At 74.1% G+C, this 24,504-nt stretch carries 23 protein-coding genes; 11 read left to right on the forward strand and 12 right to left on the reverse strand.

Annotation, left to right across the window (positions count from 1 at the left end; genetic code table 11):
- Window positions 1–130: 130 nt before the first annotated feature.
- The 3 genes from FHL79_RS13390 (at window position 131) to FHL79_RS13400 (ending at window position 3,390) form a co-directional block, all read left to right on the forward strand.
- Complete coding sequence (locus FHL79_RS13390; protein WP_246080752.1) at window positions 131–718, forward strand: M23 family metallopeptidase; 588 nt, start codon at window positions 131–133, stop codon at window positions 716–718.
- Window positions 719–1,878: 1,160 nt separating this feature from the next.
- Window positions 1,879–2,112, forward strand: a complete 234-nt coding sequence (locus FHL79_RS25120) for a helix-turn-helix domain-containing protein (protein ID WP_171058157.1) — start codon at window positions 1,879–1,881, stop codon at window positions 2,110–2,112.
- Between the two features lie 147 nt (window positions 2,113–2,259).
- The gene (locus tag FHL79_RS13400) at window positions 2,260–3,390 is read left to right on the forward strand and encodes a tyrosine-type recombinase/integrase (protein WP_138759090.1); all 1,131 of its coding nucleotides are present in this window, start codon (window positions 2,260–2,262) and stop codon (window positions 3,388–3,390) included.
- Between the two features lie 298 nt (window positions 3,391–3,688).
- Here the strand turns inward: FHL79_RS13400 and FHL79_RS13405 are convergent, their stop codons facing one another.
- The 5 genes from FHL79_RS13405 to FHL79_RS13425 all read right to left on the reverse strand — a co-directional run bounded on the left by FHL79_RS13405 (window position 3,689) and on the right by FHL79_RS13425 (window position 7,753).
- Window positions 3,689–3,934, reverse strand: coding sequence for a glutaredoxin family protein (locus FHL79_RS13405; RefSeq protein ID WP_138759091.1), 246 nt, complete (start codon window positions 3,932–3,934; stop codon window positions 3,689–3,691).
- Window positions 3,935–4,003: 69 nt separating this feature from the next.
- Window positions 4,004–4,564: a dihydrofolate reductase family protein gene (locus FHL79_RS13410; RefSeq protein ID WP_138759092.1), complete on the reverse strand. Its 561-nt coding sequence runs from the start codon at window positions 4,562–4,564 to the stop codon at window positions 4,004–4,006.
- Window positions 4,564–4,968, reverse strand: coding sequence for a VOC family protein (locus FHL79_RS13415; protein ID WP_138759093.1), 405 nt, complete (start codon window positions 4,966–4,968; stop codon window positions 4,564–4,566). Before FHL79_RS13415 ends, FHL79_RS13410 begins: the two co-directional genes overlap by 1 nt.
- A 29-nt stretch (window positions 4,969–4,997) precedes the next feature.
- Window positions 4,998–6,014: a sigma-70 family RNA polymerase sigma factor gene (locus FHL79_RS13420; protein ID WP_138759094.1), complete on the reverse strand. Its 1,017-nt coding sequence runs from the start codon at window positions 6,012–6,014 to the stop codon at window positions 4,998–5,000.
- A 68-nt stretch (window positions 6,015–6,082) separates the two neighbouring features.
- Entirely contained in the window at window positions 6,083–7,753 is a 1,671-nt protein-coding gene (locus FHL79_RS13425; protein WP_138759095.1) for a hypothetical protein, read from the reverse strand.
- A gap of 268 nt (window positions 7,754–8,021) precedes the next feature.
- On the opposite strand from FHL79_RS13425, the gene FHL79_RS13430 reads away from it, so the two are divergent.
- From FHL79_RS13430 to FHL79_RS13445, 4 genes are all read left to right on the forward strand, one after another.
- Complete coding sequence (locus tag FHL79_RS13430) at window positions 8,022–9,341, forward strand: sensor histidine kinase (protein ID WP_218938459.1); 1,320 nt, start codon at window positions 8,022–8,024, stop codon at window positions 9,339–9,341.
- On the forward strand, window positions 9,332–10,006 hold the full coding sequence (locus tag FHL79_RS13435; RefSeq protein ID WP_246080754.1) for a response regulator: 675 nt from the start codon (window positions 9,332–9,334) through the stop codon (window positions 10,004–10,006). Before FHL79_RS13430 ends, FHL79_RS13435 begins: the two co-directional genes overlap by 10 nt.
- Window positions 10,007–10,401: 395 nt before the next feature.
- Window positions 10,402–12,609 (forward strand): MMPL family transporter, encoded by a 2,208-nt coding sequence (locus FHL79_RS13440; protein WP_246080755.1) that lies wholly within the window; start codon window positions 10,402–10,404, stop codon window positions 12,607–12,609.
- Window positions 12,610–12,663: 54 nt separating this feature from the next.
- Window positions 12,664–13,905 carry a GNAT family N-acetyltransferase gene (locus FHL79_RS13445; RefSeq protein ID WP_138759096.1) on the forward strand — a complete coding sequence of 414 codons (1,242 nt, stop codon included), beginning with the start codon at window positions 12,664–12,666 and terminating at the stop codon, window positions 13,903–13,905.
- 12 nt (window positions 13,906–13,917) lie between these two features.
- On the opposite strand, the gene FHL79_RS13450 is transcribed toward FHL79_RS13445, so the two are convergent.
- A complete protein-coding gene (locus FHL79_RS13450; RefSeq protein WP_138759097.1) occupies window positions 13,918–14,508 on the reverse strand; it encodes a hypothetical protein in 591 nt (196 codons plus the stop codon).
- 10 nt (window positions 14,509–14,518) lie between these two features.
- Window positions 14,519–15,004, reverse strand: a complete 486-nt coding sequence (locus FHL79_RS13455) for a ribose-5-phosphate isomerase (protein WP_138759098.1) — start codon at window positions 15,002–15,004, stop codon at window positions 14,519–14,521.
- Between FHL79_RS13455 and FHL79_RS13460 the strand changes: the two genes are divergently transcribed.
- Window positions 15,003–15,728, forward strand: a complete 726-nt coding sequence (locus tag FHL79_RS13460) for a DUF429 domain-containing protein (RefSeq protein WP_246080757.1) — start codon at window positions 15,003–15,005, stop codon at window positions 15,726–15,728. The two genes, FHL79_RS13455 and FHL79_RS13460, sit on opposite strands and share 2 nt — an antisense overlap.
- Window positions 15,725–16,492, forward strand: a complete 768-nt coding sequence (locus FHL79_RS13465) for an MBL fold metallo-hydrolase (RefSeq protein ID WP_138759099.1) — start codon at window positions 15,725–15,727, stop codon at window positions 16,490–16,492. Before FHL79_RS13460 ends, FHL79_RS13465 begins: the two co-directional genes overlap by 4 nt.
- Window positions 16,493–16,525: 33 nt before the next feature.
- Here FHL79_RS13465 and FHL79_RS13470 read toward each other — a convergent pair whose 3' ends face one another.
- Together FHL79_RS13470 and FHL79_RS13475 are read right to left on the reverse strand one after the other, a co-directional pair.
- Window positions 16,526–17,281: an SDR family oxidoreductase gene (locus FHL79_RS13470; protein WP_138759100.1), complete on the reverse strand. Its 756-nt coding sequence runs from the start codon at window positions 17,279–17,281 to the stop codon at window positions 16,526–16,528.
- Window positions 17,282–17,350: 69 nt separating this feature from the next.
- Entirely contained in the window at window positions 17,351–18,010 is a 660-nt protein-coding gene (locus FHL79_RS13475; protein ID WP_138759101.1) for a mycothiol-dependent nitroreductase Rv2466c family protein, read from the reverse strand.
- A 147-nt stretch (window positions 18,011–18,157) separates the two neighbouring features.
- Between FHL79_RS13475 and pepN the strand changes: the two genes are divergently transcribed.
- Window positions 18,158–20,707: an aminopeptidase N gene (gene pepN, locus FHL79_RS13480; RefSeq protein ID WP_138759102.1), complete on the forward strand. Its 2,550-nt coding sequence runs from the start codon at window positions 18,158–18,160 to the stop codon at window positions 20,705–20,707.
- A gap of 115 nt (window positions 20,708–20,822) precedes the next feature.
- On the opposite strand, the gene FHL79_RS13485 is transcribed toward pepN, so the two are convergent.
- The 3 genes from FHL79_RS13485 to FHL79_RS13495 are packed head-to-tail and all read right to left on the reverse strand — an operon-like array spanning window position 20,823 to window position 23,171.
- Window positions 20,823–21,347, reverse strand: a complete 525-nt coding sequence (locus FHL79_RS13485) for a DUF5130 family protein (RefSeq protein ID WP_138759103.1) — start codon at window positions 21,345–21,347, stop codon at window positions 20,823–20,825.
- Between the two features lie 7 nt (window positions 21,348–21,354).
- Window positions 21,355–21,699: an aa3-type cytochrome oxidase subunit CtaJ gene (ctaJ, locus tag FHL79_RS13490; RefSeq protein WP_138759104.1), complete on the reverse strand. Its 345-nt coding sequence runs from the start codon at window positions 21,697–21,699 to the stop codon at window positions 21,355–21,357.
- A 41-nt stretch (window positions 21,700–21,740) separates the two neighbouring features.
- On the reverse strand, window positions 21,741–23,171 hold the full coding sequence (locus FHL79_RS13495; RefSeq protein ID WP_138759105.1) for an amidase: 1,431 nt from the start codon (window positions 23,169–23,171) through the stop codon (window positions 21,741–21,743).
- Window positions 23,172–23,208: 37 nt separating this feature from the next.
- Here FHL79_RS13495 and kynU point away from each other — a divergent pair, with 37 nt between their 5' ends.
- Entirely contained in the window at window positions 23,209–24,459 is a 1,251-nt protein-coding gene (gene kynU / locus FHL79_RS13500) for a kynureninase (protein WP_138759106.1), read from the forward strand.
- Window positions 24,460–24,504: the final 45 nt, after the last annotated feature.

The following is a 24,504-nucleotide window of genomic DNA, read 5'->3' on the forward strand; positions in this document are numbered from 1 at the left end:
GAACAGCGCGACGCGAGAGGCTAGACGTAGTGCCATGAGGCGGGGAATCCGACTACCGGCCACTCCTGCGAGCAAGGGACCTGCGCTGCTCGTCGCAGCGGTACTCGGGGCCCTCACCATGGGCCTGAATTTGACGATCATCGACTCGGGCGCCGCAGACAGCCAGCCCGTCACAACGGCGCTGGAAGCTGCAGGACCGGACGCGAACTTCGGCGGGGAGACAGACCCACGCCGCGACGTTGCCCTGACTGAAGCCGCCGATCGCGTGCAGCAGGTGCAGGCTTCACGGGCCGAGCGTGAGCAGGCCGAGGCCAAAGCTGAGGCCGAGCGTCGCAGCCTGCCGCTGGCGGGCGTGCTCACCACCGCCTTCGCCATGAGGTGGGGAGAGATGCACTGGGGCGTGGACATCGCCGCCCCGATGATGACTCCCGAGTACGCCGCCGCAGCCGGAACGGTGTTGCGCGCCGGGCCGGCCACCGGTTACGGCAATGCCATCTACATCCAGCATTTCAATGGCGACGTCACCGTGTACGGACACATGGAGCAGGTCCTGGTCGAGGCCGGCGACATCGTGGAGAGCGGCGAACTCATCGCGCGGGTCGGGTCTCGCGGCTTCTCCACCGGCCCACACCTGCACTTCGAGGTCTGGGCCGGCGGCCTGGACGGACGTCGCGTAGATCCCCTCGACTGGCTAGCCGAACAGGGCATCTACCTGTGACATCACGCGTCTGCCCCGTGACCGCGCGCGCCAGCCAGCCATTGTCGGCGACTCGGTCGCCTACGATCCGCCCAGCCCCCCCCGATCGCCGACTTCACGATTGGTCACCACGTCGCGGCGCAGTCAGCGAGCGGCTTCCGGCCGATGGTCATGTTGCTGCCAGCGTACCCGGAGTCGACCAGGCGTCGATCACCGGCGAGACACCGCCCTTTCCGGCCGTCGGTCGAGACCCTTGCCCGGTCAGGTGCCAGATGAGTGAGACCGGGAACAGTGTCGGTGGTACGGGAGTGGGTCCACCACCGCGGTGGGAGGGCATCTTTCCAAGTCGAGCCTGGCCGGGCTGGTCCGAGTCGACGTGAAGGCACGTGAGCCGAGTAAGGCCCTTGGCTGATGACCGCATCGGTGCACTGACCACACAGGGGTTGTCACATGCCGAACACCACGGTGAATGGCCGTCGGTCGGCCTCGCAGCATGGGCAGCAGGCTGACCGGCATCCTTGACGCGGCTGAGCCTTTCCGGACTCGGCCCTGGCGATGGTCCGGTGGCGGAGCTGAAGTGGGGCCCTCTCGGCGGCCGCCAGAACGGGGGCAGGCGGCCGCCGAGAGGGGGTCAGGCGCAGCTACCGGCGAGCGGCATGCCGCGAGCCGCGGCACGGGTCGATGCCACTTGTACCCGGCCGCGATCGAGCGAAGACACGGAGAAGGCCAGCCGCAGTCCGCCGGCGCAAAGCGTTGTGCGGTGAACTACGACCCACCCTACTACGACCCTGGATAGTTGTCGCAGAGGGATGGCAAACGGCGGGTTGGTCCTGGCGAGTGGATGGGGTTGCGCGTCTACTCGACCGTGCGGGGCGCTGGCTCGAAGCGCCTGGAATTCAGTGACGTTCCTCTGACTGAGCCAGGCGCTCGAGCTCGCCAACGGGTGCTTCCAGCACCCCCCGATGTCAATCAGCCCCGCGGCTGACTGCTGGCGGCTGACTGCGCATGACCGTGCCCTGCCGACCACGCTCGGCTCCTGCGCCGAGCGACGAAACTACGCCCGTGACCGTGTCAGTTATTGCGCCACCCGCAGCGCCTTCTCATTCGACAGGCATGCAACGTCAGCAGCCAGCGACCTCCGGTCGTCGCAGGTGCGCTGTCTCAAGAGAAGGAGCCATAGCGTGGCACCCAAAAGCGCCCGGTCGTCGGTCGGCGCCACCAACCGTCTGCATGACGTCGACAGCGCCGCCGAGTACCTCCGCTGCGGTCCGCGCCTGATCTACCGGCTGGTCGCCGAACGCAAGGTGAAGCACACGTACGCCGGACGGTCGCTCCGCTTCTGGCAGTCAGACCTCGACGCCTACCTGGATGCTCGCGCTGTGGAGCCCATCGCCCCGCCACGAGCTCGGCGCTGACGCATCGGTTGGCGACGACCCAGCCGCCAGGATCGGACGTCGCAGGTGCAGGGTCGGCGACCGACCCCACCACCGCTCGTGTATCGGGCTCATGCGCGCGATCGGTTGAAGCGTTGCCAGCCTGCGAAGGACACGGGAGGGTGCCCCATGGCAACCAAGCAGACGCGGACCGCCTTCGGGTCGCTGACCCAGCTCAAGAGCGGTAACTGGCGAGCGCGCTGTACCGGGCCAGACGGGAAGCGCCGGTCTGCCACGTTCCCCACCAAGTCGGCGGCACGGGCATGGCTGGCGATCCAGCAAGCCGACGTCGTCAGAAAGACCTGGCGCGCGCCAGAGGCCGGCACGCGCAGCGTCGGCTCCTACGCCGACGAGTACCTGGCCCGCAACGACCTGCGGGAGTCCACACGCGGGCTGTACACCTCACTGTGGAAGCACCACTTGGCCGAGCACTGGGAGCTGGTGCCGGTCGGCGACGTCACCCCCGCCAAGGTGCGGGCGTGGCACGCGCAGGCTGTGAAGACCACCGGGCCCACGGCGCTCGCCCAGTCGTACCGGCTGTTGCGCTCGCTTCTCGGCGTCGCGGTGGCCGATGAGGTGATCGCGGCCAATCCCTGCAAGTTGCGCAACGCCAGTACGCCGAAGACCGCCCGCCCGTCGCGCTCTCTCACCACGCGCGAGGTGCAGGCCATCGCCGGCCACCTGGCCCAGGACGTGCGGACCAAGCGCTATGCGGTGCTCGTCCTCGTGCTGGCCTTCAGCGGCCTGCGCTTCGGCGAGGCGACCGCGCTCCGCCGATCCGACGTCCTCGACGACTGCACGCGTCTGCTGGTGGAGCGCTCGGTCCGCTATGTCGGTGGCCGGTGGGCGGTCGGCGAGCCCAAGACCGAGGCGGGCCGCCGGTCGGTGGCCTTGCCACCGTCCGTGGCCGCTGTACTAGCCGATCACCTGGAGCAGTACGTCCCCGACTCGCCGGACGCGCTCGTGTTCAGCACAGCTTCCGGCGGCTACCTGGCCCGCTCCAACTGGGGTCAGACGTTCCGCCGCGCAGCCGAGACGTGCGGGCTGCCGCCGGTTCGTCCCCACGAGCTGCGCCACACGGGTGCAACGTGGGCCGCCCAGACCGGCGCCACCACGGCCGAGCTGATGCGGCGACTGGGGCACGCCTCCCCCGCCGCAGCGATGCGCTACCAGCATGCGGTCGACCATCGAGACGACGAGATCGCCCGAGCGCTGGACGCCGTCCTGACCGGCACGGTCAGGGCCTCCACCGCTCGCTAGGGACACACAGCGGACACGCTGATGCCTTTCGTGCTGTTGACGGCCCGCTGACCTGCCCAAACCCCCTCGGACGGTCAAGCCTTCCAAGCTGGCCATGCCGGTTCGATCCCGGTCACCCGCTCTCCGCGACGCCCCGGGGTCCTGCGCCTGCTCGGTCAGGCGACACCGGTGACGTCGTCGCGCTGGCCACGCTGGCCACGCTCGCAAGCCCGTCCCGGGCATGCCGACGCACGGAGGGAGCTGACCGGGCGCCGCCGGCGGGGTGAGCAGGGCGGGTGCGACAGCCTGCCCCGGGGCGTCAGCTGTGCGCGAGCGCCTCGCGGACCTCGGCCAGGGTCGGGTTGCTGAGGTACCGGCCGCCGATGAGCACCGTCGGGGAGAGCTCCCACCCCTGCGGGTGGTGGGCACGCACGGCTGCGGCGCCCTCCTCGTCGTCCCGGAACCGCACGCTGCGGTGCGGGATGCGGGCGAGGGTCATCTTCGCGCGGAGCTTCGCCGAGTACGGACACCCCGGCAGGTGGTAGACGACGGGCAGCTCGGCCATGGGTGCTCCTCGATGAGTGCCTGCTCCCACCGTGGCAGCGGGCCACGGCCCGGACAAGGCCCCGCCGGCTCAGCTGCTGCGGCGGCGGTGGTGCAGGTGGACGACGCCGCCGGCGAACCGGCGCTCGTCGACCAGCTCGAGGTCCAGCCGCACCCCGTCGGGCAGCGCCCGGGTACCCCCGCCGACGACGACCGGGTGCACCAGGTGGTGCACCTCGTCGACGAGCCCGGCGCGGAACACGGACGCCGCGAGCGCGGCACCGCCGACGCCGAGGTCGCGGTCCGACGACTCCTTCAGCTGCTGCACCGCCGTCGGGTCGAAGGCTCGTTCCAGCCGGGTCCGCGGTGTGCTGACCGCCTCGAGCGTGGTCGAGTAGACGATCTTGTCGGCGGCGCGCCAGATGTCGGCGTAGTCGTTCTCGACGGCAGGGTGCTCGGGGCCGCCGATCGTCTGCCAGACCGCCATCACCTCGTAGGTGCGCCGGCCGTAGAGGTACGTGCCGACCGCCCGCTCGAGGTCGTTGACGAAGGCGTGCACCTCCGGGTCGGGCTCGGCCCAGTCGAACTTCCCGTCCGCGTCGGCGATGTACCCGTCGAGGGAGCAGATGGTGCTGTAGACCAGCCGGCTCATCAGCTCTGCTCGATGACGGAGAAGACGTTGCCTGCCGGGTCGGTGAACCAGGCGATCAGCGGTCCGCCGGCGCGCATCACGCCGTTCTCGTCGGTCGGGGGCTCGTCGTAGTGGAGGAACTGGACACCGCGGGCGGCGAGCTCGGCCACCGCGGCGTCCACGTCGGGCACCGGGAAGTTGAGCACCGTGTACGTGGCCGGACTGTGCCCGGGCCCCTTGGCATAGACGAGCACGTCCCGCCCCCCGGCGAGGTGCAGGTGCATGATCCCGCCCATCGCCGGCTCACCGCTGGTCTCCAGCCCCAGCACCCCCTCGTAGAAGGTGCGTGCCGCGTCGAGGTCGTCGACGGAGAAGCCGCTGAAGGCGGCGCTGTCGCGGAGCAGTTCGGTCCTGGTCTCGGTCATGCTCTCCAGACCGCCGCCACCGGCGGAACTCATCGCGGCGACGGCGACGGGTTCCGCGGCAGGTCGAACAGGTCGAACAGCCGGGTGTCGAGGAAGGCGGTCATCCGGGTGACGCGGCCGTCGACCCCGAACTCCAGCGCGGTGATCGACCACGGCTCGAACGACCCGCCCGGCCCGCTCGGGCGCCACTGGGCGAACGCCGGGTTGCCGTTGAGCTCCAACGGCACGACATGGGACCCGCGACACTCGGCGCCCGGCCCGCCGAGCCAGGTGCCGATGTCGGCAGAGCTGCGCAGCCACATGGCGTAGGGCGGCATGTCCATCACCGCGTCCTCGTGCAGCAGCGCGACCAGCGCCTCGATGTCGTAGCGGCTGAAGGCGTCCAGGTAGCGGTCCAGCAGCTCGGTCTGGTCCGCGGCGACCTCCGGCCGGGCCGGCTGCGCCGCGGCCTGCTGCGCGGCGAGGGTGGCCCGGGCCCGCTGCAGGGCGCTGTTGACCGCGGCGACGGAGGTCTCCAGCAGCCCGGCGACCTCGTCGGCCTTCCAGCGGAGGACGTCGCGGAGGATGAGCACCGCCCGCTGCCGGGCTGGGAGGAACTGCAGCGCGGCGACGAAGGCCAGCCGCACCGACTCCTTCTGCACCGCGAGGTCGGCCGGGTCGCCGCCCACGGGCAGCACCTGCCGGTCCAGCGCCGGCTCGACCCAGGCGCCGTCGGGCAGCACCCCGTCGAGCGAGGCCTCGATCGGGGCCGAGGACTCCTCGGAGAGGTCGACCGGCAGTGCCCGGCGCTTGCGCCCGTCGAGGGCGTCCAGGCACACGTTGGTGGCGATCCGGTACATCCAGGAGCGCAGCGCGCCGCTGCCCTGCAGCCGGTCCAGCGACCGCCAGGCGCGGACCATCGTCTCCTGCACCGCGTCCTCGGCGTCGAAGGCCGACCCGAGCATGCGGTAGCAGTAGCCGGTCAGCTCGCGGCGGTGCTCAGCCAGGCGGGGCTCCAGCTCGCTGGCCAGGCCCGTTCCGGGTCGTTCGGCGATCACACCGGTCATCGCGGGACCTCCTCGTCGACGTCCCGGCCGATCCTGCCGGAGGGCACCGACAGAACCAAGGGACGCCGCTACTGGTAGGTGACCAACTCCGGGGTCGGCAGCACCTGCTCGATCGTCTGCTCGGGGGTCAGCATCGGGACGTCCTCGTCCACGAAGTTCTTCCACCCCCAGGCCACTCCTGCCGGGGCGTACTGGTGGAGCACCCGCCAGGTGTCCTGCTTGGCCGCCTGACCGCCCTGCCCGTCGACGTGCACCATGAGCGCGAGCTCGTCCCGGGAGGTGTCCAGCCGCTCGATGTCGGTGATCATGCGGACCTGGAACTGGTGCAGCACGAGCAGCTTCTGCGGGAGCGCGCGCTCGCGGGTCAGGTCCGCCAGCCAGGTCACCACGCCGTTGATCTCGTCCACCCCCACCTGGCCGATCTGGGTCAGGTGGACCTCCCCCGGCTTCAACCGCCACTCCGGGTCCAGCGCCAGCCCCACGTAGGGCAGCTCCAGCAGCGGCTGGTACTGCTTCGCCTGGGTGAGGAAGTCGGTGCGGCCCGGCTGCAGGTCGAGCACGATGTAGAGCCCGGCCGCGCCGGCGGCCTCGACCCACGGCCGGAGCGACTCCACGTCGGCCTCCGCGGAGTAGTTGCCGTCCGGGCCTGCGGACCCGGAGGCGACGGTGGCGATGATCTCGAAGGTGGGGACGACGGTCGTGTCGACCAGCGGCCGGTACTGGTCGGCGGTCTGCTGCGCCCGGGCGATCGAGCCCTGCAGGTCCTGCTCCCCCAGCAGCCCCAGCGCGCCGCTGCCCGGGATGCCGTACAGCGCGACCAGCATGTGCTGCGGGAAGAGCAGCTGGCCGCCGCCGGGCAGCTGGGTGCCGCTGGCCGCGGTGTCCAACTTCCAGTCGATCCCCGGGGCGCCGGCCAGGTCGGCGCCGAGCACCACGACCGTCGGCTGCTGGGCCAGCCGCTCGACCACCGCGCCCGAGCTGCGCGGGTCGGTGCCGCCGCCGGTCAGCAGCACCTCGGCGCCTGCTGCCCGGGCGGTGGCGATGCCGGCGAGGGCGTCCCCGTTGCCGCTGGCCAGCACCACGACGTCCTCGAGCGGTTCCGGCCGGTCGACCGCCGGCAGCTCGCCGGAGGGCTCCGCCGCACCGGTCGGGGCGGCAGCGCCGTCGGCATGCAGGGCGGGCAGCGCGTCGGGGGCCAGCGCCGCCACCGCGGCCGCGCGGTCGGGCTCGGCGACGGGCTGGTCGGCGGCCAGGTCCAGCCCGGTCACCTCCGCCACGGCGCCGGCCTCGGCGGGGACGGTCACCACGTCGATCCCGCCGTCGTCGGGCAGCGCGGTCGCGGCGCCCTCCCCGACCGCCAGGACCGTCTGCACCCCGAGCCGGTCGAGCTCGGGGGCCACGGCGTCCGCCGTCCCGTCGCCGCCCACCAGCAGCGGCACCCCCAGCCCCACGGCGGAGACCGCCCCGAGCAGCTGCGCCGACGGGTCGTCGCGGGCAGCCAGCACGGCGACCGGCGAGCCGCCGAACAGCGCCCGGCTGGTGGACACCGCGGCAGCCACCGGGTCGGCGTCGGCGATGAGGGTGCGCGGCGCCCCGGGCGCCGCCGTCACCGCCTGATCGCCCGGCGCGTCGGTCGACGCGGTCCCAGCCGAGCCACCGTCACCGGAGTCGGAGCTGGTGCACCCGGCGAGCACGACCAGGGTGACGAGGGCGGACGCAACGGTCCCGAGACGGCGCATGACCTTCCTCTCGCGTCCACGGCCGTCCGGGTGAAGGGTCCCGGGGAGCCGATCCGCGGACACGTCGGCTGACCGCCGACCCTAGGGTGCACCGTGCCACCCCGGCACCCTGACGGGGGGCCCGCCCCTGGACACCGCGGGCACACGCCGGGAGCATCGCCCTCGACATGGACGGCGAGCGGGACGGCGCGGGATCGGGACAACCCGAAGCGGCAGTGGCCAGCCAGCGGGCTGGGACCGCCCGCCACGCGCCCGCAGGCTGGTCGGCGTGACCACCTCCACCGCCGAGCTCCCCCTGCCGGCCGGCTCCGCCGAGACCGTCCACGAGCACCGCCGCTGGTGGCGCCAGCTCGGCGTCGACACCGCCTACGTGCTGGTCGGCTTCCCGCTCTCGATCGCCGCGTTCGTCCTCGTCGTCACCGGCCTCGCGGTCGGGATCGGCACGCTGGTCGTCTGGGTCGGGCTGCCGCTGCTGGCGCTCACGCTGCTGGTCGCCCGTGGTCTGGCCGCCGTCGAGCGGATGCGGCTGCCCGGCGTCCTGCAGCGCGAGGTGCCCTCCCCGGTCTACCGGAGCGCGGCCCCCGAGGCCTCCCTGGTGCGCCGGCTGGTCGAGCCGCTGCGCGACCCGCAGTGCTGGCTGGACGTGGTGCACGCGTTGCTGCGCATGGTCGTGTCGATCCCGGCGTTCGTCGTGGTCGTCACCTGGTGGGCGGTCGCGCTGGGCGGCCTGACGTCGGTGGCCTGGGACTGGTCGATCCCCTACGGCACCGACGAGGAGAACGTCACGCTGCCCGAGGCGTTCGGCCTCGAGGACACCTCCACCAACCGGGTGCTCGTGCACACCGCGATCGGCCTGCTCCTCGCCCTGCTGCTGCCCGCCGTCGTCCGGGCGAGCGCCCTGCTGGAGGCCCAGTTCGGCCGCGCCCTGCTCACCCTGCGGGCCGGCACGCAGGCGCAGATCGGCCGGCTGTCCGAGGGCCGGGACGCCGCGGTCGCCGCCGAGGCGGTGGCGCTGCGCCGGCTCGAGCGGGACATCCACGACGGGCCGCAGCAGCGGCTGGTGCGGCTGAGCATGGACCTGCACCGCGCCCAGCGGATGATCGACAGCGACCCCGACGGTGCCCGCAGCACGCTCGCAGAGGCGGCCACGATGACCCGCGAGACCCTGGAGGAGCTGCGCGCACTGTCCCGCGGCATCGCCCCGCCGGTGCTCGCCGACCGCGGGCTGGCCGCCGCGCTGGCCGCCGTCGCCGCGCGCTCCCCTGTCCCGGTCGAACTGGCCGTCGAGCTGCCGGGGGGCCAGCGGCTGGCGCCGGCGGTGGAGAACAGCGCCTACTTCCTGGTGAGCGAGGCGCTGGCCAACATCGCCAAGCACAGCGACGCCGCCCTCGCCCGGGTGTCCGTCGCCCGGGAGGACGGCAGGCTCCGGGTGGAGGTCGAGGACGACGGGCAGGGCGGCGCCGTGCTGGCCCCCGGGCACGGCCTGGCCGGGCTCGCCGACCGGTTGTTCGCCGTCGACGGGGTGCTCCTCGTCGACAGCCCCCGCGGGGGCCCCACCCGCCTGATCGGAGAGCTCCCGTGCCCGTGACCGCCGGCGCCGTCCCCCACCGCCGGGTGGTGCTGGCCGAGGACTCCGTGCTGCTGCGCGAGGGGCTCATCCGGCTGCTCGGCGAGGCCGGCGCCGAGGTGGTCGCCGCCGTCGCCGACGGGCCCAGCCTGGTCCGCGCGGTGGTCGAGCACCGCCCGGACGTCGCGGTCGTCGACGTCCGGATGCCGCCCACGCACACCGACGAGGGGCTGCGCGCGGCGGTCGAGGCGCGCCGCGCCGTCCCGGCCACGGCGGTGCTCGTGCTGTCCCAGTACGTCGAGGTCGCCTACGCCGACGAGCTGCTCGCCGACGGCGCCGGCGGCGTGGGCTACCTGCTCAAGGACCGGGTCGCCCAGGTCGACCAGTTCCTCACCGCACTGGACGACGTCGTGGCCGGGGGCACCGTGCTCGACCCGCAGGTGGTCGCCCAGCTGTTCGCCCGCCGCCGGCGCGACGACCCGGTGCGGTCGCTGTCACCGCGGGAGCGGGAGGTGCTCGAGCTCATCGCCGAGGGCTCCTCCAACACCGCGATCGCCCGGCAGCTCGTGGTCACCCCGGGCGCGGTGGAGAAGCACACCCAGCACATCTTCGCCAAGCTCGGCCTCTCCCCGGACGAAGACCAGCACCGCCGGGTGCTCGCCACCCTGGCCTACCTGCGCAGCTGACCCCACAGCGGGCCCGACACGGCCGACGGGTCGGTCCGGTGCGGCGTGCGGACCGCACCGGGGTGCGGTGGTCGACGGCACCCTCCGGTCGGCCAGCCCGGTCGCCCGCACGGTCATCGAGCTCGACGGTCCGCGAGCGGCCAACGGGCCCAGCGTCACGGTTCCCGACGCCACCGCCCAGCAGCTCGAGCTCGCCTCCCAGGTGACCTGCGGCGACCTGACGACCGCCGCCGACGGGGTGAGCAGCGGCCGTGACGTCGGGCTGACCGGCGAGCGGGGGTGGGGCCAGCCCGACTCCCGCCGGGGTGCCAGCGGCAATGACCCCGGGTCCGGCGTCGGCCAGCGTCGAGGCAGTGCCGCCGCAGCCGCGGCGCCCGACCCCGAGAGGCCCCGCCGTGAGCGCTCCCGTGATGACCGCACCGCCCGAGACACCGCCCCGACAGCGGGCCGGGGCGGTGGTCTCCATCGCCCGCTGGAGCGCCACCCACCGCTGGACCGTCGTCGCCCTGTGGGTGGTAGGCGTGGTGCTGGCCGTCGTCCTCGGCAGCGCCACCGGCACGAGGACGCTGACCGGGGCGGAGAGCGGCAGCGGCGAGTCCGGCCGCGCCGACGTCGTCCTGGACGACGCCGGCTTCCCCGACCCACCGGTCGAGCAGGTGCTGGTGCAGACCCGTGACGGGTCACCGATCGGGCCGGAGGGCACGTCGGCGGCCAACGCCGTCGCCGCCGCCGTCCGCAGCCTCGACGAGGTCGCCTCCGTCGGGGACCCGGTGCCCTCGGCGGACGGGACGTCGCTGCTGGTGCCGGTCACCCTGGAGGTCGGCGGCGCCACCGGTGCCGCGGCCGACGACGCCGCGGCCGACGCCGTCGGCCCGGTGCTGGACGCGGTCGCCGGGGTCCAGGCCGACCACCCGGACGTGCTGGTCGCCGAGTCCGGCGGCAGCTCGATCGACGCGGTCGTCGGCGACCAGCTCGACGAGGACTTCCAGCGGGCCGAGCTGCTCACCCTGCCGGTGACGCTGGTGGTGCTGCTGGTCGCCTTCGGTGCGCTGCTGGCCGCCGGCGTCCCGGTCCTGCTGGGCATCACCGCCGTCGGCGGCGCGCTCGGCCTGGTGTCGCTGGTCTCCCAGCTGCGCCCGGTCGACGAGAGCACCTCCAGCGTCGTCCTGCTGATCGGCATGGCCGTCGGGGTGGACTACGCGCTGTTCTACGTCCGCCGGGCACGCGAGGAGCGCCGCCACGGCGCCTCGACGCGGCTGGCGGTCGAGCTCGCCGCCGCCACCTCCGGCCGGGCGGTGCTCACCTCCGGCATCGCCGTCGCGGTCGCGATGGCCGGCATGTACCTGGCCGGCAACGCCGTCTTCACCTCGTTCGCCACCGGCACGATCGGAGTCGTCGCCGTCTCCGTGCTCGGGTCGCTCACCGTGCTGCCGGCCACGCTGGCCCTGCTCGGCAGGGGGATCGAGCGGCCGCGCCTGCCCCTGCTCGGCCGGCTGGTCGGCCGCACCGACGACAGCCGGGTGTGGGGTGCCGTCGTCCACCGGGTCGTCGCCCGCCCCGGCATCTCCCTGGCGCTGGGCACCGGCGTGCTGCTCGCGGTCGCCGCGCCGGCGGTCGGCATGCACACCGCGATGCCGGGCCTGGAGTCGCTGAGCCGGGACAGCGAGGTGCTGCGCAGCTACGACGCGATCGCCGCGGCCTACCCGCAGGAGGGCAGCACGGACCAGGTCGTGCTGTGGCGCACCGACGGTGCGCCGCTCGACGTCCCCGCCGTCAGCGCCGCCACCGCCGAGCTGACCGGGCAGCTGCCCGACCCCTCGGCCGCCGACGTCGTCGAGTTCAACCCGGCCGGGACCGTGGCCCGGCTGAGCATCGCCGGCACCGCTGACGCCGACAGCGCCGACGCCGTCGCCGCACTGGCCCACCTGCGCGAGGACGTGATCCCCGGCACCGTCGGGTCGCTGCCCGGCGTCACCGCCGCCGTCACCGGCGACACCGCGGGCAGCCTCGACTTCGGGGACACCATGTCCCAGCGGCTGCCGATCGTGATCGGCTTCGTGCTGGCGCTGACGGTCGTCGTGCTGACGGTCGCGTTCCGGTCGCTGGCCGTGGCGTTGATCGCCGCCGTCCTCACGCTGCTGTCGGTGGGCGCCGCGTACGGCGTGCTGGTGATCGTGTTCCAGTCGACCTGGGCCGAGGGCCTGCTCGGGTTCAGCTCGACCGGGGCGATCGTGTCCTGGCTGCCGCTGTTCCTGTTCGTGGTGCTGTTCGGGCTGTCGATGGACTACCACGTGTTCGTCGTCTCCCGGGTCCGCGAGGCCGCCCAGGCCGGCATCCCGATGGACCTCGCCATCACCCGCGGGGTCACCCGCTCGGCCGGGGTCGTCACCAGCGCCGCGGTCGTGATGGTCGCCGTGTTCAGCATCTTCGCGACGCTGTCCCTGCTGCAGTTCAAGCAGCTGGGCGTCGGGCTGGCAGTGGCGGTGCTGATCGACGCCACGCTGGTGCGCGGGGTGCTGCTGCCGGCGACGATGGCGCTGCTGGGTGAGCGGACCTGGTGGCTGCCACGCCAGCTGCACCGGCTGCCGGCCGGCAGCTCCTGAGGTCGGGGCGGAACTGGTTGGCGGATCGTCGTCCCGGACCGGTAGACAGCCACCGTGACCGATCTCGCCGACCAGCTCCGTCCGATCACCGCCGAGGAGTGGCCGCAGTTCTCCGCGACGATGGCGACCACGTTCGGGGAGGCGCCGGACGGTCCGTACCAGGACACGCCGTCGCCGATCGCCGAGCTCGACCGCTCCCTCGCCCTGTTCGACGGCGACCGGGTGGCGGCCACCGCCGGCATCTACAGCCTGGAGATGGCCGTCCCCGGGGCCACCGTGCCGACCGCCGGCGTCACCTGGATCACCGTCTCGCCCACCCACCGCCGGCAGGGGGTCCTGACGGCGGTCATGCGGCGCCAGCTCAGCGAGGTGCACGCCGCCGGGCGCGAGCCGGTGGCGGCGCTGTGGGCCGCGGAGGCCGGCATCTACGGCCGGTTCGGCTACGCCCCGGCGAGCTGGCGGGGCGGCTGGACCGGCGCCACCGAGCGGCTGCGGCTGCGCCCGGACGTCGACTGCGGCACCGGACGGGTCGCGCTCGTCGACGTCGAGGTGCTCCGGCCGGCCGCCGCCCGGCTCTACGACCAGCTTCGCCGGCAGGTGCCCGGCAACCTCGCCCGCGACGACCGCTGGTGGGACCGAGTGCTGCTGGACCGGCCGGAGGACCGCCGCGGCGGCACCGCCCGGCAGCACGTGCTGCACACCGAGGCCGACGGCGAGGTCACCGGCTACGCGCTCTACCGCGTCCGGGGCAGCTGGACCGACGAGGGCGAACCGACCGGCACGCTCACCGTCGCCGAGGTCCGCGCCGCCACCCCGACCGCGTACGCCGCGCTCTGGCGGTTCCTGCTCGGCATCGACCTGGTCCGCACCGTGGAGGCCCCATCGCTGTCGGCCGACGACCCGCTGCGGCACCTGCTCGCCGACCCCCGCGCCTGGCACGCGCGGCCGGTCGACGCACTGTGGGTGCGGCTGGTGGACGTCGGCCGGGCGCTGTCCGCCCGCCGCTACCCGGCCCGGATCGACCTGGTGCTCGAGGTGCGCGACCGGTTCTGCGACTGGAACGACGGGCGCTGGCACGTCTGGGGCCACCCGGCGGGAGCGTTCTGCGACCGCACCGACCGGGACCCGGACCTGGTGCTGGACATCGAGGCGCTCAGCGCTGCCTACCTGGGCGGGGTTTCGCTCGCCTCGCTGCAGGCCGCCGGCCGGGTGACCGAGGTCAGCCCGGGTGCCGTGGTCGCCGCCTCCACGGCGTTCAGCTGGCCGGTCGCGCCCTGGTGCCCCGACCTCTTCTAGGAGGCCAGCACGTCACCGGGGCTGGGTGCCGTCCCACTCGGACAGCGGGGCGCAGTGCCAGCGCCAGGAGGTCACCGGCTCGCGGCCGGGCAGCTCGCCGCGGCCGGTGGCCCACAGCAGGGCCGCCCACGGGTCGGGGTCCGGCGGGACCCACGGGAACAGCCGGGTCACCGTCGCGTCGGCCAGCGACGGGGACGGCGCCCAGTCCAGGCCCCGGCCGTCGGCGACGTCCCAGCCGTGCAGCAGCAGCTCCGCGCAGCCCATGCCGGCGAAGCCCGAGGGGTCGGCCAGCCCCCAGCGGTGCGCGCCGCGCTCGGCCGGGTCCGCGGCGTCGACCACCCGGGCCAGCACCTCGGTGGCGGCGCCGAGCTGCTGGCGCATCTCGGCCAGCTCGGCCTCGGGACGCCGGACCAGGTCGAAGGCGCTCACCTCGACCGGCCCGGCGACCAGGTCCTGGGCGTACCAGGTCAGGCACGAGGTGACGTGGAGGGCCACGCCGGTGACGTCGGTGGCCAGCAGCGGGACCGCCGCCGAGCCGTCCGGCACCCGCGCCAGCAGCTCCTGGACGGCCGCGTCGGCCGCCCGCAGCTCGTCCCCGGTCACCGCGGCGGCCTCACGGGGTGTCGGTGGGCAGCCCGCCGGCCGGGCGGTGCCGGTCGCGCTCGTACTCCGACACCAGCCCGATGCGGCGGACGTGCCGGGCCTCGCCGCTGAACGGCTCACGCAGGAAGGTGAGCACCAGCTCGGTGGCCTCGGCGACGCTGTGCTGCCGGCCGCCGACCGACACGACGTTGGCGTCGTTGTGCTGGCGGGCGAGCTTGGCGGTGTCGGTGTTCCAGACCAGGGCGGCCCGCACGCCGGGGACCTTGTTCGCGGCGATCTGCTCGCCGTTGCCCGAGCCGCCGATGACGATGCCCAGGGTGCCGGGCTCGGTCACCACCCCCTCCCCCACCGCGAAGCAGAACGGCGGGTAGTCGTCCTCCGCGTCGTAGCTGTGCGCGCCGCAGTCGACGGGCTCGAAGCCCTCGTCGGCGAGCACCTGCAAGAGGTGGGACTTCAGTTCCAGGCCCGCGTGGTCGGTCCCGAGGAAGACGCGCATGGGCCGATCCTTGCAGGCCCCCCGGACGCCCGGCGACTGGCAGGCTGACCTGGTGGCGGTGCTGGGGGTGGACGGCTGGCGGGGTGCCTGGGTGGGCGCGCTGCTGGACGGGCGGACGGTCCGGCTGCTGGCGCTGCCCGACGTCGCGGCGGTGCTCGCCGTCCCGGACGTGTCGGTGGTCGCCATCGACATGCCCATCGGGTTGTCCGAGGACGGCGTCCGGGCCTGCGACGTCGCCGCGCGGGCGCTGCTGGTCGGCGCCGCCAGCTCGGTGTTCCCCACGCCGGTGCGCGGTGTGCTGGTCACCGATGACTACGCCGAGGCCCGGGCGATCTCCCGCGCGGCCACCGACCCACCGCGGGCGCCGTCCGCGCAGGCCTTCCAACTCGTCCGGTCCATCCGCGCCCTCGACGACGCCCTGGGGTCGCCGTCCACCGACCGGGTCGTCGAGGTGCACCCCGAGCTGGCGTTCCGCTGCGGCCTGGGCGGCGTCACCGACCGCAAGGGGACCGCGCGCGGGACGGTCCAGCGACTGGCCGCGCTGCGCGCGGTGATGGACGTCGAGGAGGCGCTGGCCGACGCCCCGGTCGGCGTCCCGGCGGTCGACGCGCTGGACGCCTGCGCCGCCGCCTGGTCGGCCCGGCGGATCGCCGAGGGCACCGAGCAGTGCGTGGGCGACGGGACGAGGGACTCCCGCGGCCGGCCGATGCGGATCTGCTGGTGACCGCCGGCTGGGTCGAGGTCGGCGACCGGGTGTTCGTCCGCCGTCACCACGACCTCGACCTCAACTGCGGGCTGGTCGTGGGCGAGGACGCCTGCCTGGTCGTCGACACCCGCTCGCACCTGGGCGAGGGCCGTGCGCTGGCCGAGGCGGTGCGGGCGGTCACCCCGCACCCGTGGACGGTGGTCAACACCCACGCCCACCACGACCACTGCTTCGGCAACGCCGCCTTCCGGCCGGCCGCCATCTGGGCCCACCGGGACTGCGTGACCGAGCTGCTGAGCACCGCCGAGCAGCAGCGCGCCGCGGTGGTCGCCGCCCTGCTGGCCGACGGCGACCCGACCGCGGAGCTGGTCGCCGCCGCGCCGGTGGACCCGCCCGACCACCTCGTCGGCAACGCGGCGGTGCTGGACGTCGGCGGCCGCGCGGTGTCGCTGCGGCACCTCGGCCGCGGCCACACCGGGGCGGACCTGGTGGTCGCGGTGGACGACGTCGTCTTCGCCGGCGACCTGGTCGAGGAGGGCGCGCCGCCGGCGATGGAGGACGCCTTCCCGCTGGAGTGGGCGGCCACGCTCACCGAGCTGCTGGCGCAGACGCGTGGCCCGGTCGTCCCCGGGCACGGCGCGGTCGTGGACGCGGCCTACGTCGTGGCGCAGCGCGACGAGCTGGCGCTGCTGGCCCGCTGGCTCACCGAACCGGGGTCCGCGCCGGCGTTCGACGAGCAGACCCGGACGGTCGCCCTGGCCCGGGTCAGGGTCCCACCCTGAGCGTGCGAAGGGTGGGGGGACCCGGGTCCTTCATCAGCTGAGCAGCCGGACCACCGGCAGCGGCAGCACGCGGAGCAGCGCGGAGACCGGGCGCCAGGGCCACTCGGGCACGTAGGCGCGCACCGGCTCGCGCTCGACCGCCGCGACCAGCGCAGCGACACCGGTGGGCAGGTCGACGGTGAACGGACCGCGTCGGCCGGTGTTGATGTCGGTGGCGATGAACCCGGGCAGCACGGTGGTCACCGCGATCGGGCCGCCGAGCACGTCGGCGCGGATGCTCTCGGCCAGCGAGTTGAGCGCGGCCTTGCTCGCCCCGTAGGCCGAGCGGCCGCCCTTCATGCCGCGCACCGAGGCCACCGAGGAGACGACCACCAGGTGGCCGGCGTCCTGGGCGCGGAACAGCTCCATCGCCGCCTCGCAGGTGGCGTGGGTGCCCAGCACGTTGGTGGCGAGCACGGCGCGGTTGCGGGCGGCGTGCCCGGTGCCGATCGAGGCGCTCTCGCCGATGCCCGCGTTGGCGATGAACCGGTCGATGCCACCCAGTTCGCCGGCCAGCCGCGGCACGACCTCGGCCACCGCGCCGGGGTCGTCGACGTCCAGCTCGCCGACCACGACCCGGGTGCCGGGGTGGCGGGCGACCAGCTCCTCGCGCAGCTCCCTCAGGCGGTCCAGCCGCCGGGCCACCAGCACGAGGTCGCGGCCCCGGGCGGCGAACTCGCGGGCCATGCCGGCGCCGAGCCCGGAGCTCGCGCCGGTGATGAAGATCCGCTGACGGAGGGGGCGCGGCACCCGGTCAGGATGCCGCACCCCTCGTCATGGAGTGCCAGCGCTCCGAAGACGATGCGCTGGCACTCCACGTCAGCGGCTGAGCTCCAGGGCGTCGGCGGGGACGGAGGACATGTCCGGCCCGGTGGTGCGGGTGCGCTTGAGCTCCCAGAAGTCCGGCAGGTTGGCCAGCAGCACGGCACCGTCGAAGGCCTTGCCGGCCTCCTCACCCGTGGGGACCTTGCTGATGACCGGGCCGAAGAAGGCGACGCCGTCGATGTGCATGACCGGGGTGCCGACGTCGTCGCCCACCGGGTCCATGCCCTCGTGGTGGCTCTTCTCCAGCGCCTCGTCGTACTCGGTCGACCCCGCCGCCTCGGCCAGCTCGGCGGGCAGGCCCACCTTGGCCAGGGCCGGAGCGATGAGGTCGGGGAGTTCGACGCCCTCGTGGTGGCGCAGGGTGCCCATCGCGGTGTACAGGTCGCCGAGCACCCCCTCGCCGTGCTGCTGCGCGGCGGCGATGGCGACGCGGACCGGGCCGATGGCCTGCTCCATCATCTGCTGGTAGTCCTCGGTCAGGTCGCGCCCGCGGTTGAGCACCGACAGCGACATGACGTGCCAGTGCAGGTCGATGTCGCGCACCTTGGCGGCCTCCAGCACCCAGCGGCTGGTGAGCCAGGCCCACGGGCACAGCGGGTCGAACCAGAAGTCGACGCGGGCCTTCGTGGGCGCGCTCTGCACTGCCTCGGTCATGGGTGCTCCTCGGGGTCTCGTCGTTCCTGCCGGGCGGTGCCCGGGTCGTCTGCGGCCAGCAAGTCCGGTCGCCGTCCCGTTGTTCCCGGTCGCCCACCAGGGCACACCGGGAGGAGACCGTCGCCCCCGCATGGGAGGCTCCGTCCCGTGGCAGTCCCCAACCTGACCCGTGACGACGCCGCGGCCCGCGCCGCGCTGCTGGCCGTCTCCAGCTACGACCTCTTCCTGGACGTGACCGACGGCCAGGGCCATCCCGGCGAGGAGACGTTCCGCTCGGTCACCACCCTCACCTTCTCCGCGCGCACCCCGGGTGCCGAGACCTTCGTCGACCTGGTCGCCGAACGCGTCCGCTCCGCCACGCTCAACGGCGTCGAGCTCGACGTCAGCGGCTACACCGAGGAGGGGGGCCTGGTCCTCCCGGGGCTGGCCGGGGACAACGAGCTGGTGGTCGACGCCGACTGCCGCTACTCGCGCACCGGCGAGGGGCTGCACCGCTTCGTCGACCCCGAGGACTCCCAGGTCTACCTGTACACGCACTTCGAGCCGGCCGAGGCCAAACGGGTGTTCGCCTGCTTCGACCAGCCCGACCTCAAGGCGACGTTCACCGTCCACGTCACCGCGCCGTTCGACTGGCAGGTCGTGAGCAACACCGGCGACCGGACCATCGAGGCCGGGGACGCCGGCTCCCAGCTGGTGCACTTCACCCCGACCAAGCGGATCTCGACCTACCTGGTCGCGCTGGTGGCCGGCCCCTACGCCCGGGTCACCGACCTGCACGACGGCATCCCGCTGGGCATCTACTGCCGGGCGTCGCTGGCCCAGCACCTCGACCCCGACGAGATCTTCGCCGTCACCAAGGCCGGGTTCGACTTCTACCACCGGGTCTTCGACTACCCGTACCCGTTCGACAAGTACGACCAGCTCTTCGTGCCCGAGTTCAACGCCGGGGCGATGGAGAACGCCGGCGCGGTCACCTTCCTGGAGGACTACGTCTTCCGGTCCAAGACCAGCCGGGCCCGCTACGAGCGGCGTGCCGAGACGATCCTGCACGAGCTGGCGCACATGTGGTTCGGCGACCTGGTGACCATGCGCTGGTGGGACGACCTGTGGCTCAACGAGTCCTTCGCCACCTACATCTCCACGCTGTGCCAGTCCGAGGCCACGGAGTACACGACCGCCTGGACGACGTTCGCCAACACCGAGAAGTCCTGGGCCTACGCGCAGGACCAGCTGCCCTCGACCCACCCGATCGCGGCCGACATGGTCGACGTCGCGGCGGTCGAGGTGAACTTCGACGGGATCACCTACGCCAAGGGCGCCTCGGTGCTCAAGCAGCTGGTGGCCTACGTCGGCCGGGACGAGTTCCTGGCCGGGGTGCGGCGGTACTTCCGCAAGCACGAGTACGGCAACACCACCCTCGACGACCTGCTCAGCGAGCTGTCGGAGGCCTCGGGCCGCGACCTGTCGGACTGGTCGGCGCAGTGGCTGCAGACCAGCCAGGTCAACACCCTGCGGCCGGTGCACTCCCTCGATGCGGACGGCCGGTACAGCTCCTTCGCCATCGAGCAGACCGCCGTCCCCGCGCACCCGGTGCTGCGCCGGCACCGCTTGGCGGTCGGCCTGTACAGCTCCGGCCCTGAGGGCCTGACCCGCTCGCACCGCGTCGAGCTGGACGTCGACGGGGCGCGCACCGAGGTCGCCGAGCTGGTCGGCCACCCGGCCGCCGACCTGGTCCTGGTCAACGACGACGACCTCACCTACGCCAAGCTGCGGCTCGACGAGCGGTCGCTGGCCACCCTGCGCGGCCAGATCGGCGCGCTCCCAGAATCGCTCCCCCGGGCGCTGTGCTGGTCGGCGGCCTGGGACATGACCCGGGACGGCGAGCTGCCCGCCCGCGAGTGGGTGCAGCTGGTGCTCGCCGGCGTCGACGCCGAGTCCGAGATCAGCGTCGTCCAGTCCCTGCTGGCCCGGGTGCAGTCGGCGCTGTCGGCCTACGCGGACCCGGCCTGGGCGCCGACCGGCTGGGAGCTGCTGGGCGACAAGGCGCTGGCCGCGCTGCACAGCGCCGAGCCGGGCAGCGACGCGCAGCTGCAGTGGTCGCGCACCCTCGCCGCGGCCGCCCGCAGCGACGAGCACGTGGCCGAGCTCCGCGGGCTGCTCGACGGGTCGCGGACGCTCGAGGGGCTGGCCGTCGACGCCGATGCGCGCTGGGCGTTCCTACACGGGCTGGTCGCCGTCGGGGCGGCCGGGGACGCCGAGATCGACGCCGAGTCCGAGCGCGACGCGACGGCGACCGGGGCCCGCCGGGCCGCGACCGCCCGGGCGCTCCGGCCGACGGCCGAGTCCAAGGCGGAGACCTGGGAGCGGGCGTTCACCGACGAGTCGATCCCGAACGCCGTGCACGAGGCGATGGTGGCCGGGTTCTGGCACCCGGCCCAGCAGGAGCTCACCGCGCCCTACGTGGAGCGCTACTTCGCCGACATCCGCGGCCTGTGGGACCGCCGGCCGGGCGAGATCGCGAAGAACGCCGTCGAGTACCTGTTCCCGAAGGTGATCGAGGAGCGCACGCTCGCCGCGGCCGACGCCTTCCTGGCCGGCGACGACGTCCCGGCACCGCTGCGCCGGCTGGTCAGCGAGGGCCGCGACGGCGTCGCCCGGGCCCTGTGGGCACGCAAGCGGGACGCCGCCGCCGGCTGACCCGACCCTGTGAACGCCAGCGGCCCAGAACTCGATGAGTTCTGGGCCGCTGGCGTACGGCCCTGCTGCAGGGGCCCGCGCCGAGCGTGCGAGGCGTGGGGGCAGCAGGGTCCTTCTAGTGCGAGCGGCGGGAGGGGTGGCCGGCGGCGTCGGACATCTGGCGCAGGCCGTTCACGATCGCGCCGACGAGGTCACCCGAGCCCAGGCGGCTGGTCATCGACAGCACCGCCAGGGCGCAGGCCCGGTCGGGCAGCCGTCGGGCCGCGGCGGTGCCGGTGACGATCTCGAGCACCCGCTGCCCGGGCGAGATCGCCACGAGCACGCTGGTGGAGGTGTCGCCGCCGGAGCGGGAGTGCAGGCCCTCGGCGGTGGTCCGGGTGTCGGTGCCCAGCTCCCCGATGTAGAGGGTGAAGCGCAGCCCGGTCTCCTTCGAGGACATGGTCAGCGCCTCGTCGAGACGGGACAGGTCCTGGTAGGAGAACGGGGTGGTGCCGCCGGACTCGTCGACCACCGAGCCGCTGGTGGCCGAGGTCGAGGTGCCGCGGGTGTCCTCGGGCGGGGTACCTCGGGTGGCGAGCTGCTGGGACATCGGGGCGGGGTCTCCGGAGGGTGACGGGGCGGCCGAGAAGGCGGTGCTCATGGCGCGGTCACCAGGTCCCGCGGGCGCCGCCGGCGGCGGTGCGCCGGTGGGCGTCGGGCTCCTGCTGCTCCTGCGGCACGTGCGGGTGCTCGCCGATCGTCAGCGCGGCGGCGGTGGCACCCAGGCTCGGCGTCACGTGGCCGTCGGCGTGCGCGTCCTCCCCGTGCCCACCGACGACACCGGCGGCGTCGGGGTGCGGCTCGTACCAGATCGGCGCTTCGTCCCACGGCTGGCCCGGGCGGTACTTGGTCCGCTCCTTGCCCCGCCCAGGCAGGAGGGTCAGCACCGCCAGCAGCAGGAAGACCGCCAGCGGGATGACGCCGTAGATGAGCACGGTCTCGGTCACGGGCATGGCCGCAATCTACCGGGACCTCCGCACCCCGGCCTGGCAGGTCACCACAGAGCGGGGTGGCGGTGCGCCCACGGCCGGGCCTGCTCCAGCTGGGCCGCGAGCGAGATGAGCGTCGCCTCGTCGGCGGGGCGGCCGACGAGCTGGGTCCCGATCGGCAGCCCGGACGCCGTCCACCACAGCGGCACGCTGACCGCGGGCTGACCGGTGACGTTGTAGACGGCCGGGAACGCGGCGTAGCGCTTCTGCCGCTCGAAGTCCTCGGCGCCGTCGTCGCCGAACCAGCCGACCGGGCGCGGCGGCATCGTGCAGATCGGCGAGAGCAGGACGTCGTAGCCGCTGGTGGCCTCGATGAACCGGCGGGAGAACAGCCGCAGGGTGAACATCGCCTGCATCGCGTCCTTGGCCGACAGCGCCATCCCGCGCTCGCGCAGGTACCGGGTGAGCGGCCGCAGGTGCGGCACCGCCGCCTCGGGTACCGGCAGGGTGGTGGCCGACAGCGCCCAGACCACCTCGAAGGACGGGAAGATGTCACCCGTGGGCGGCCCCGACGGGAGGTCCTCGACGTCGTGCCCGAGGGAGGACAGCAGCGCCGAGGCGTCCTCGAACGCGGCGCGCACCTCCGGGTCCAGCTCGGCGCCGGGCATCCCGGAGTCCAGGTACCGGCCGATCCGCAGCCGGCCCGGTGCCCGGTCGGCGTAGCCGAGGAAGCTCTCCCCGGCCGGCGGCGGCGCCGCCCAGAACGGGTCGCCGGTGACCGGGCCGGCCATGGCGTCCAGCATGGCGGCGGCGTCCCGCACGGTCCGGGCCAGCGGGCCCTGCACACCCAGGGCGGTGACCTCGGAGTTGTAGGGCGCGTTGCTGACCCGGCCGCGGCTGGGCTTGATGCCGAACAGCCCGTTGATGCCCGCCGGGATGCGGATCGAGCCGCCGCCGTCGGACCCCTGCGCGAACGGCAGCAGGCCGGCCGCGACCGCGGCGGCCGCGCCCCCGCTGGAGCCGCCGGCCAGCAGGGTGGTGTCCCAGGGGCAGCGGGCCGGGCCGGTCAGGTCGTTGTCGGTGTAGCAGGGAAACCCGAACTCCGGTGTGCTGGTCTTCCCGACGCTGATCGTGCCGGCAGCGGCCAGCGCGGTGACGACGGCGTCGTCGACGTCGGGTACGAACTCGGCGAGCACCCGCGAGCCCATCGTCGTCCGCACCCCGGCGGTGTTGTTCAGGTCCTTGATCGCGGTCGGCACGCCGTGCAGCGGGGGCAGCTCCGCGCCGTCGACGACGGCCTGGTCGGCGCGTGCGGCCGCCGCACGCGCCCGGTCGGCGGTGACGGTGATGAAGGCCCCGATCCCCTCGTCGAGGGCGTCGATCCTGGCCAGGGCGTGCTCGACCAGCTCGGTCGGGCTCACCTCCTGCGCCCGGACGGCGGCCGCCTGCTCCAGCGCGGTCAGGTCGTGCAGCTGCGTACCCGTCGACGAGGTCACGGGCGGACGCTAGCGGGGGCTGCGCCACGATGGGCAGGTGGACCCCTCCCGCGCCGCGGCCGCCGCCCTGGACGACGCCGACCCGCTCACCGCCTTCCGCGCCCGGTTCACCGGCGTCGACGACGGGCTCTACCTGGACGGCAACTCGCTGGGCCGGCTGCCCCTCGAGACGCCTGCCGCCGTGGCCCGGGTCGTCGAGCAGGAGTGGGGCCGCGGCCTGGTCGGGTCCTGGGGCAGCTGGGTCGAGCAGTCCCGCCGGATCGGTGACGTGCTGGCCGACGGCGTGCTGGGCGCCCGACCCGGGGAGGTGCTGGTCTCGGACACCACCAGCGTCGACCTGTACAAGCTGCTCGTCGCCGGCGCCGACGCCCGGCCGGGGCGCGACGTGCTGGTCTGCTGTGCCGACGACTTCCCCACCGACCGGTACGTCGTGGCCGGTGTGGCCGCCGCCCGCGGCCTGACCGTCCGCGAGGTCGACGCGCACATCGACACCGGGCTGGACCTCGACGTGCTGGCCGCCGCGCTGGACGAGCGGGTCGCGGTCGTCGTCCTCTCCCAGGTGGCCTACCGCTCCGGCGCGCTGGTCGACATCGCCGAGGTCACCCGGCTGGCCCGGGACGCCGGCGCGCTCGTCCTGTGGGACCTCAGCCACGGCGCCGGTGCGGTGCCGGCCGAGCTGTCCGCTGCCGGCGCGGACCTCGCGGTCGGCTGCACCTACAAGTACCTCAACGGCGGCCCGGGCGCCCCGGCGTTCCTCTACGTCCGTCGGGAGCTGCAGGAGCAGCTGCGCCAGCCGATCTGGGGCTGGTTCGGCGCCCGCGACCAGTTCGACATGGGGCCGGCCTACGACCCGGCGGACGGCGTCGACCGGTTCGGCGTCGGCACCCCGCCGGTGCTGGCCATGGCCGCGGTGGAGGTGGGTGCCCGGATCTCCGCCGAGGCGGGCATCGAGCGCCTCGCGGTCAAGGGCCGCGCGCTCACCGAGCTGGTGATCGCGCTGGCCGACGAGTGGCTGGCCGAGCACGGCGTCACCGTCGCCTCGCCCCGGGAGGCGTCCCGCCGGGGCTCGCACGTCAGCCTGGCGCACCCGCAGGCCTGGCAGCTGACCCAGGCGCTGGTCGACCGCGGCGTCGTCCCGGACTTCCGCACACCGGACCGGCTGCGGCTGGGCCCGGCGCCGCTCTACACCCGGTTCGTCGACGTCTGGGACGCGATGGACCGGCTGCGCACCGTCCTCACCGAGGGCGCGCACCACGGCTACCCGACCCAGCGGGCCCGCGTCACCTGACGGCCCCCGTGCAGGGCCCCGCCGCGAGCTCGCGAGTGGTGGGGG

Source organism: Modestobacter altitudinis (assembly GCF_005930475.1).
GTDB lineage: Bacteria > Actinomycetota > Actinomycetes > Mycobacteriales > Geodermatophilaceae > Modestobacter > Modestobacter altitudinis.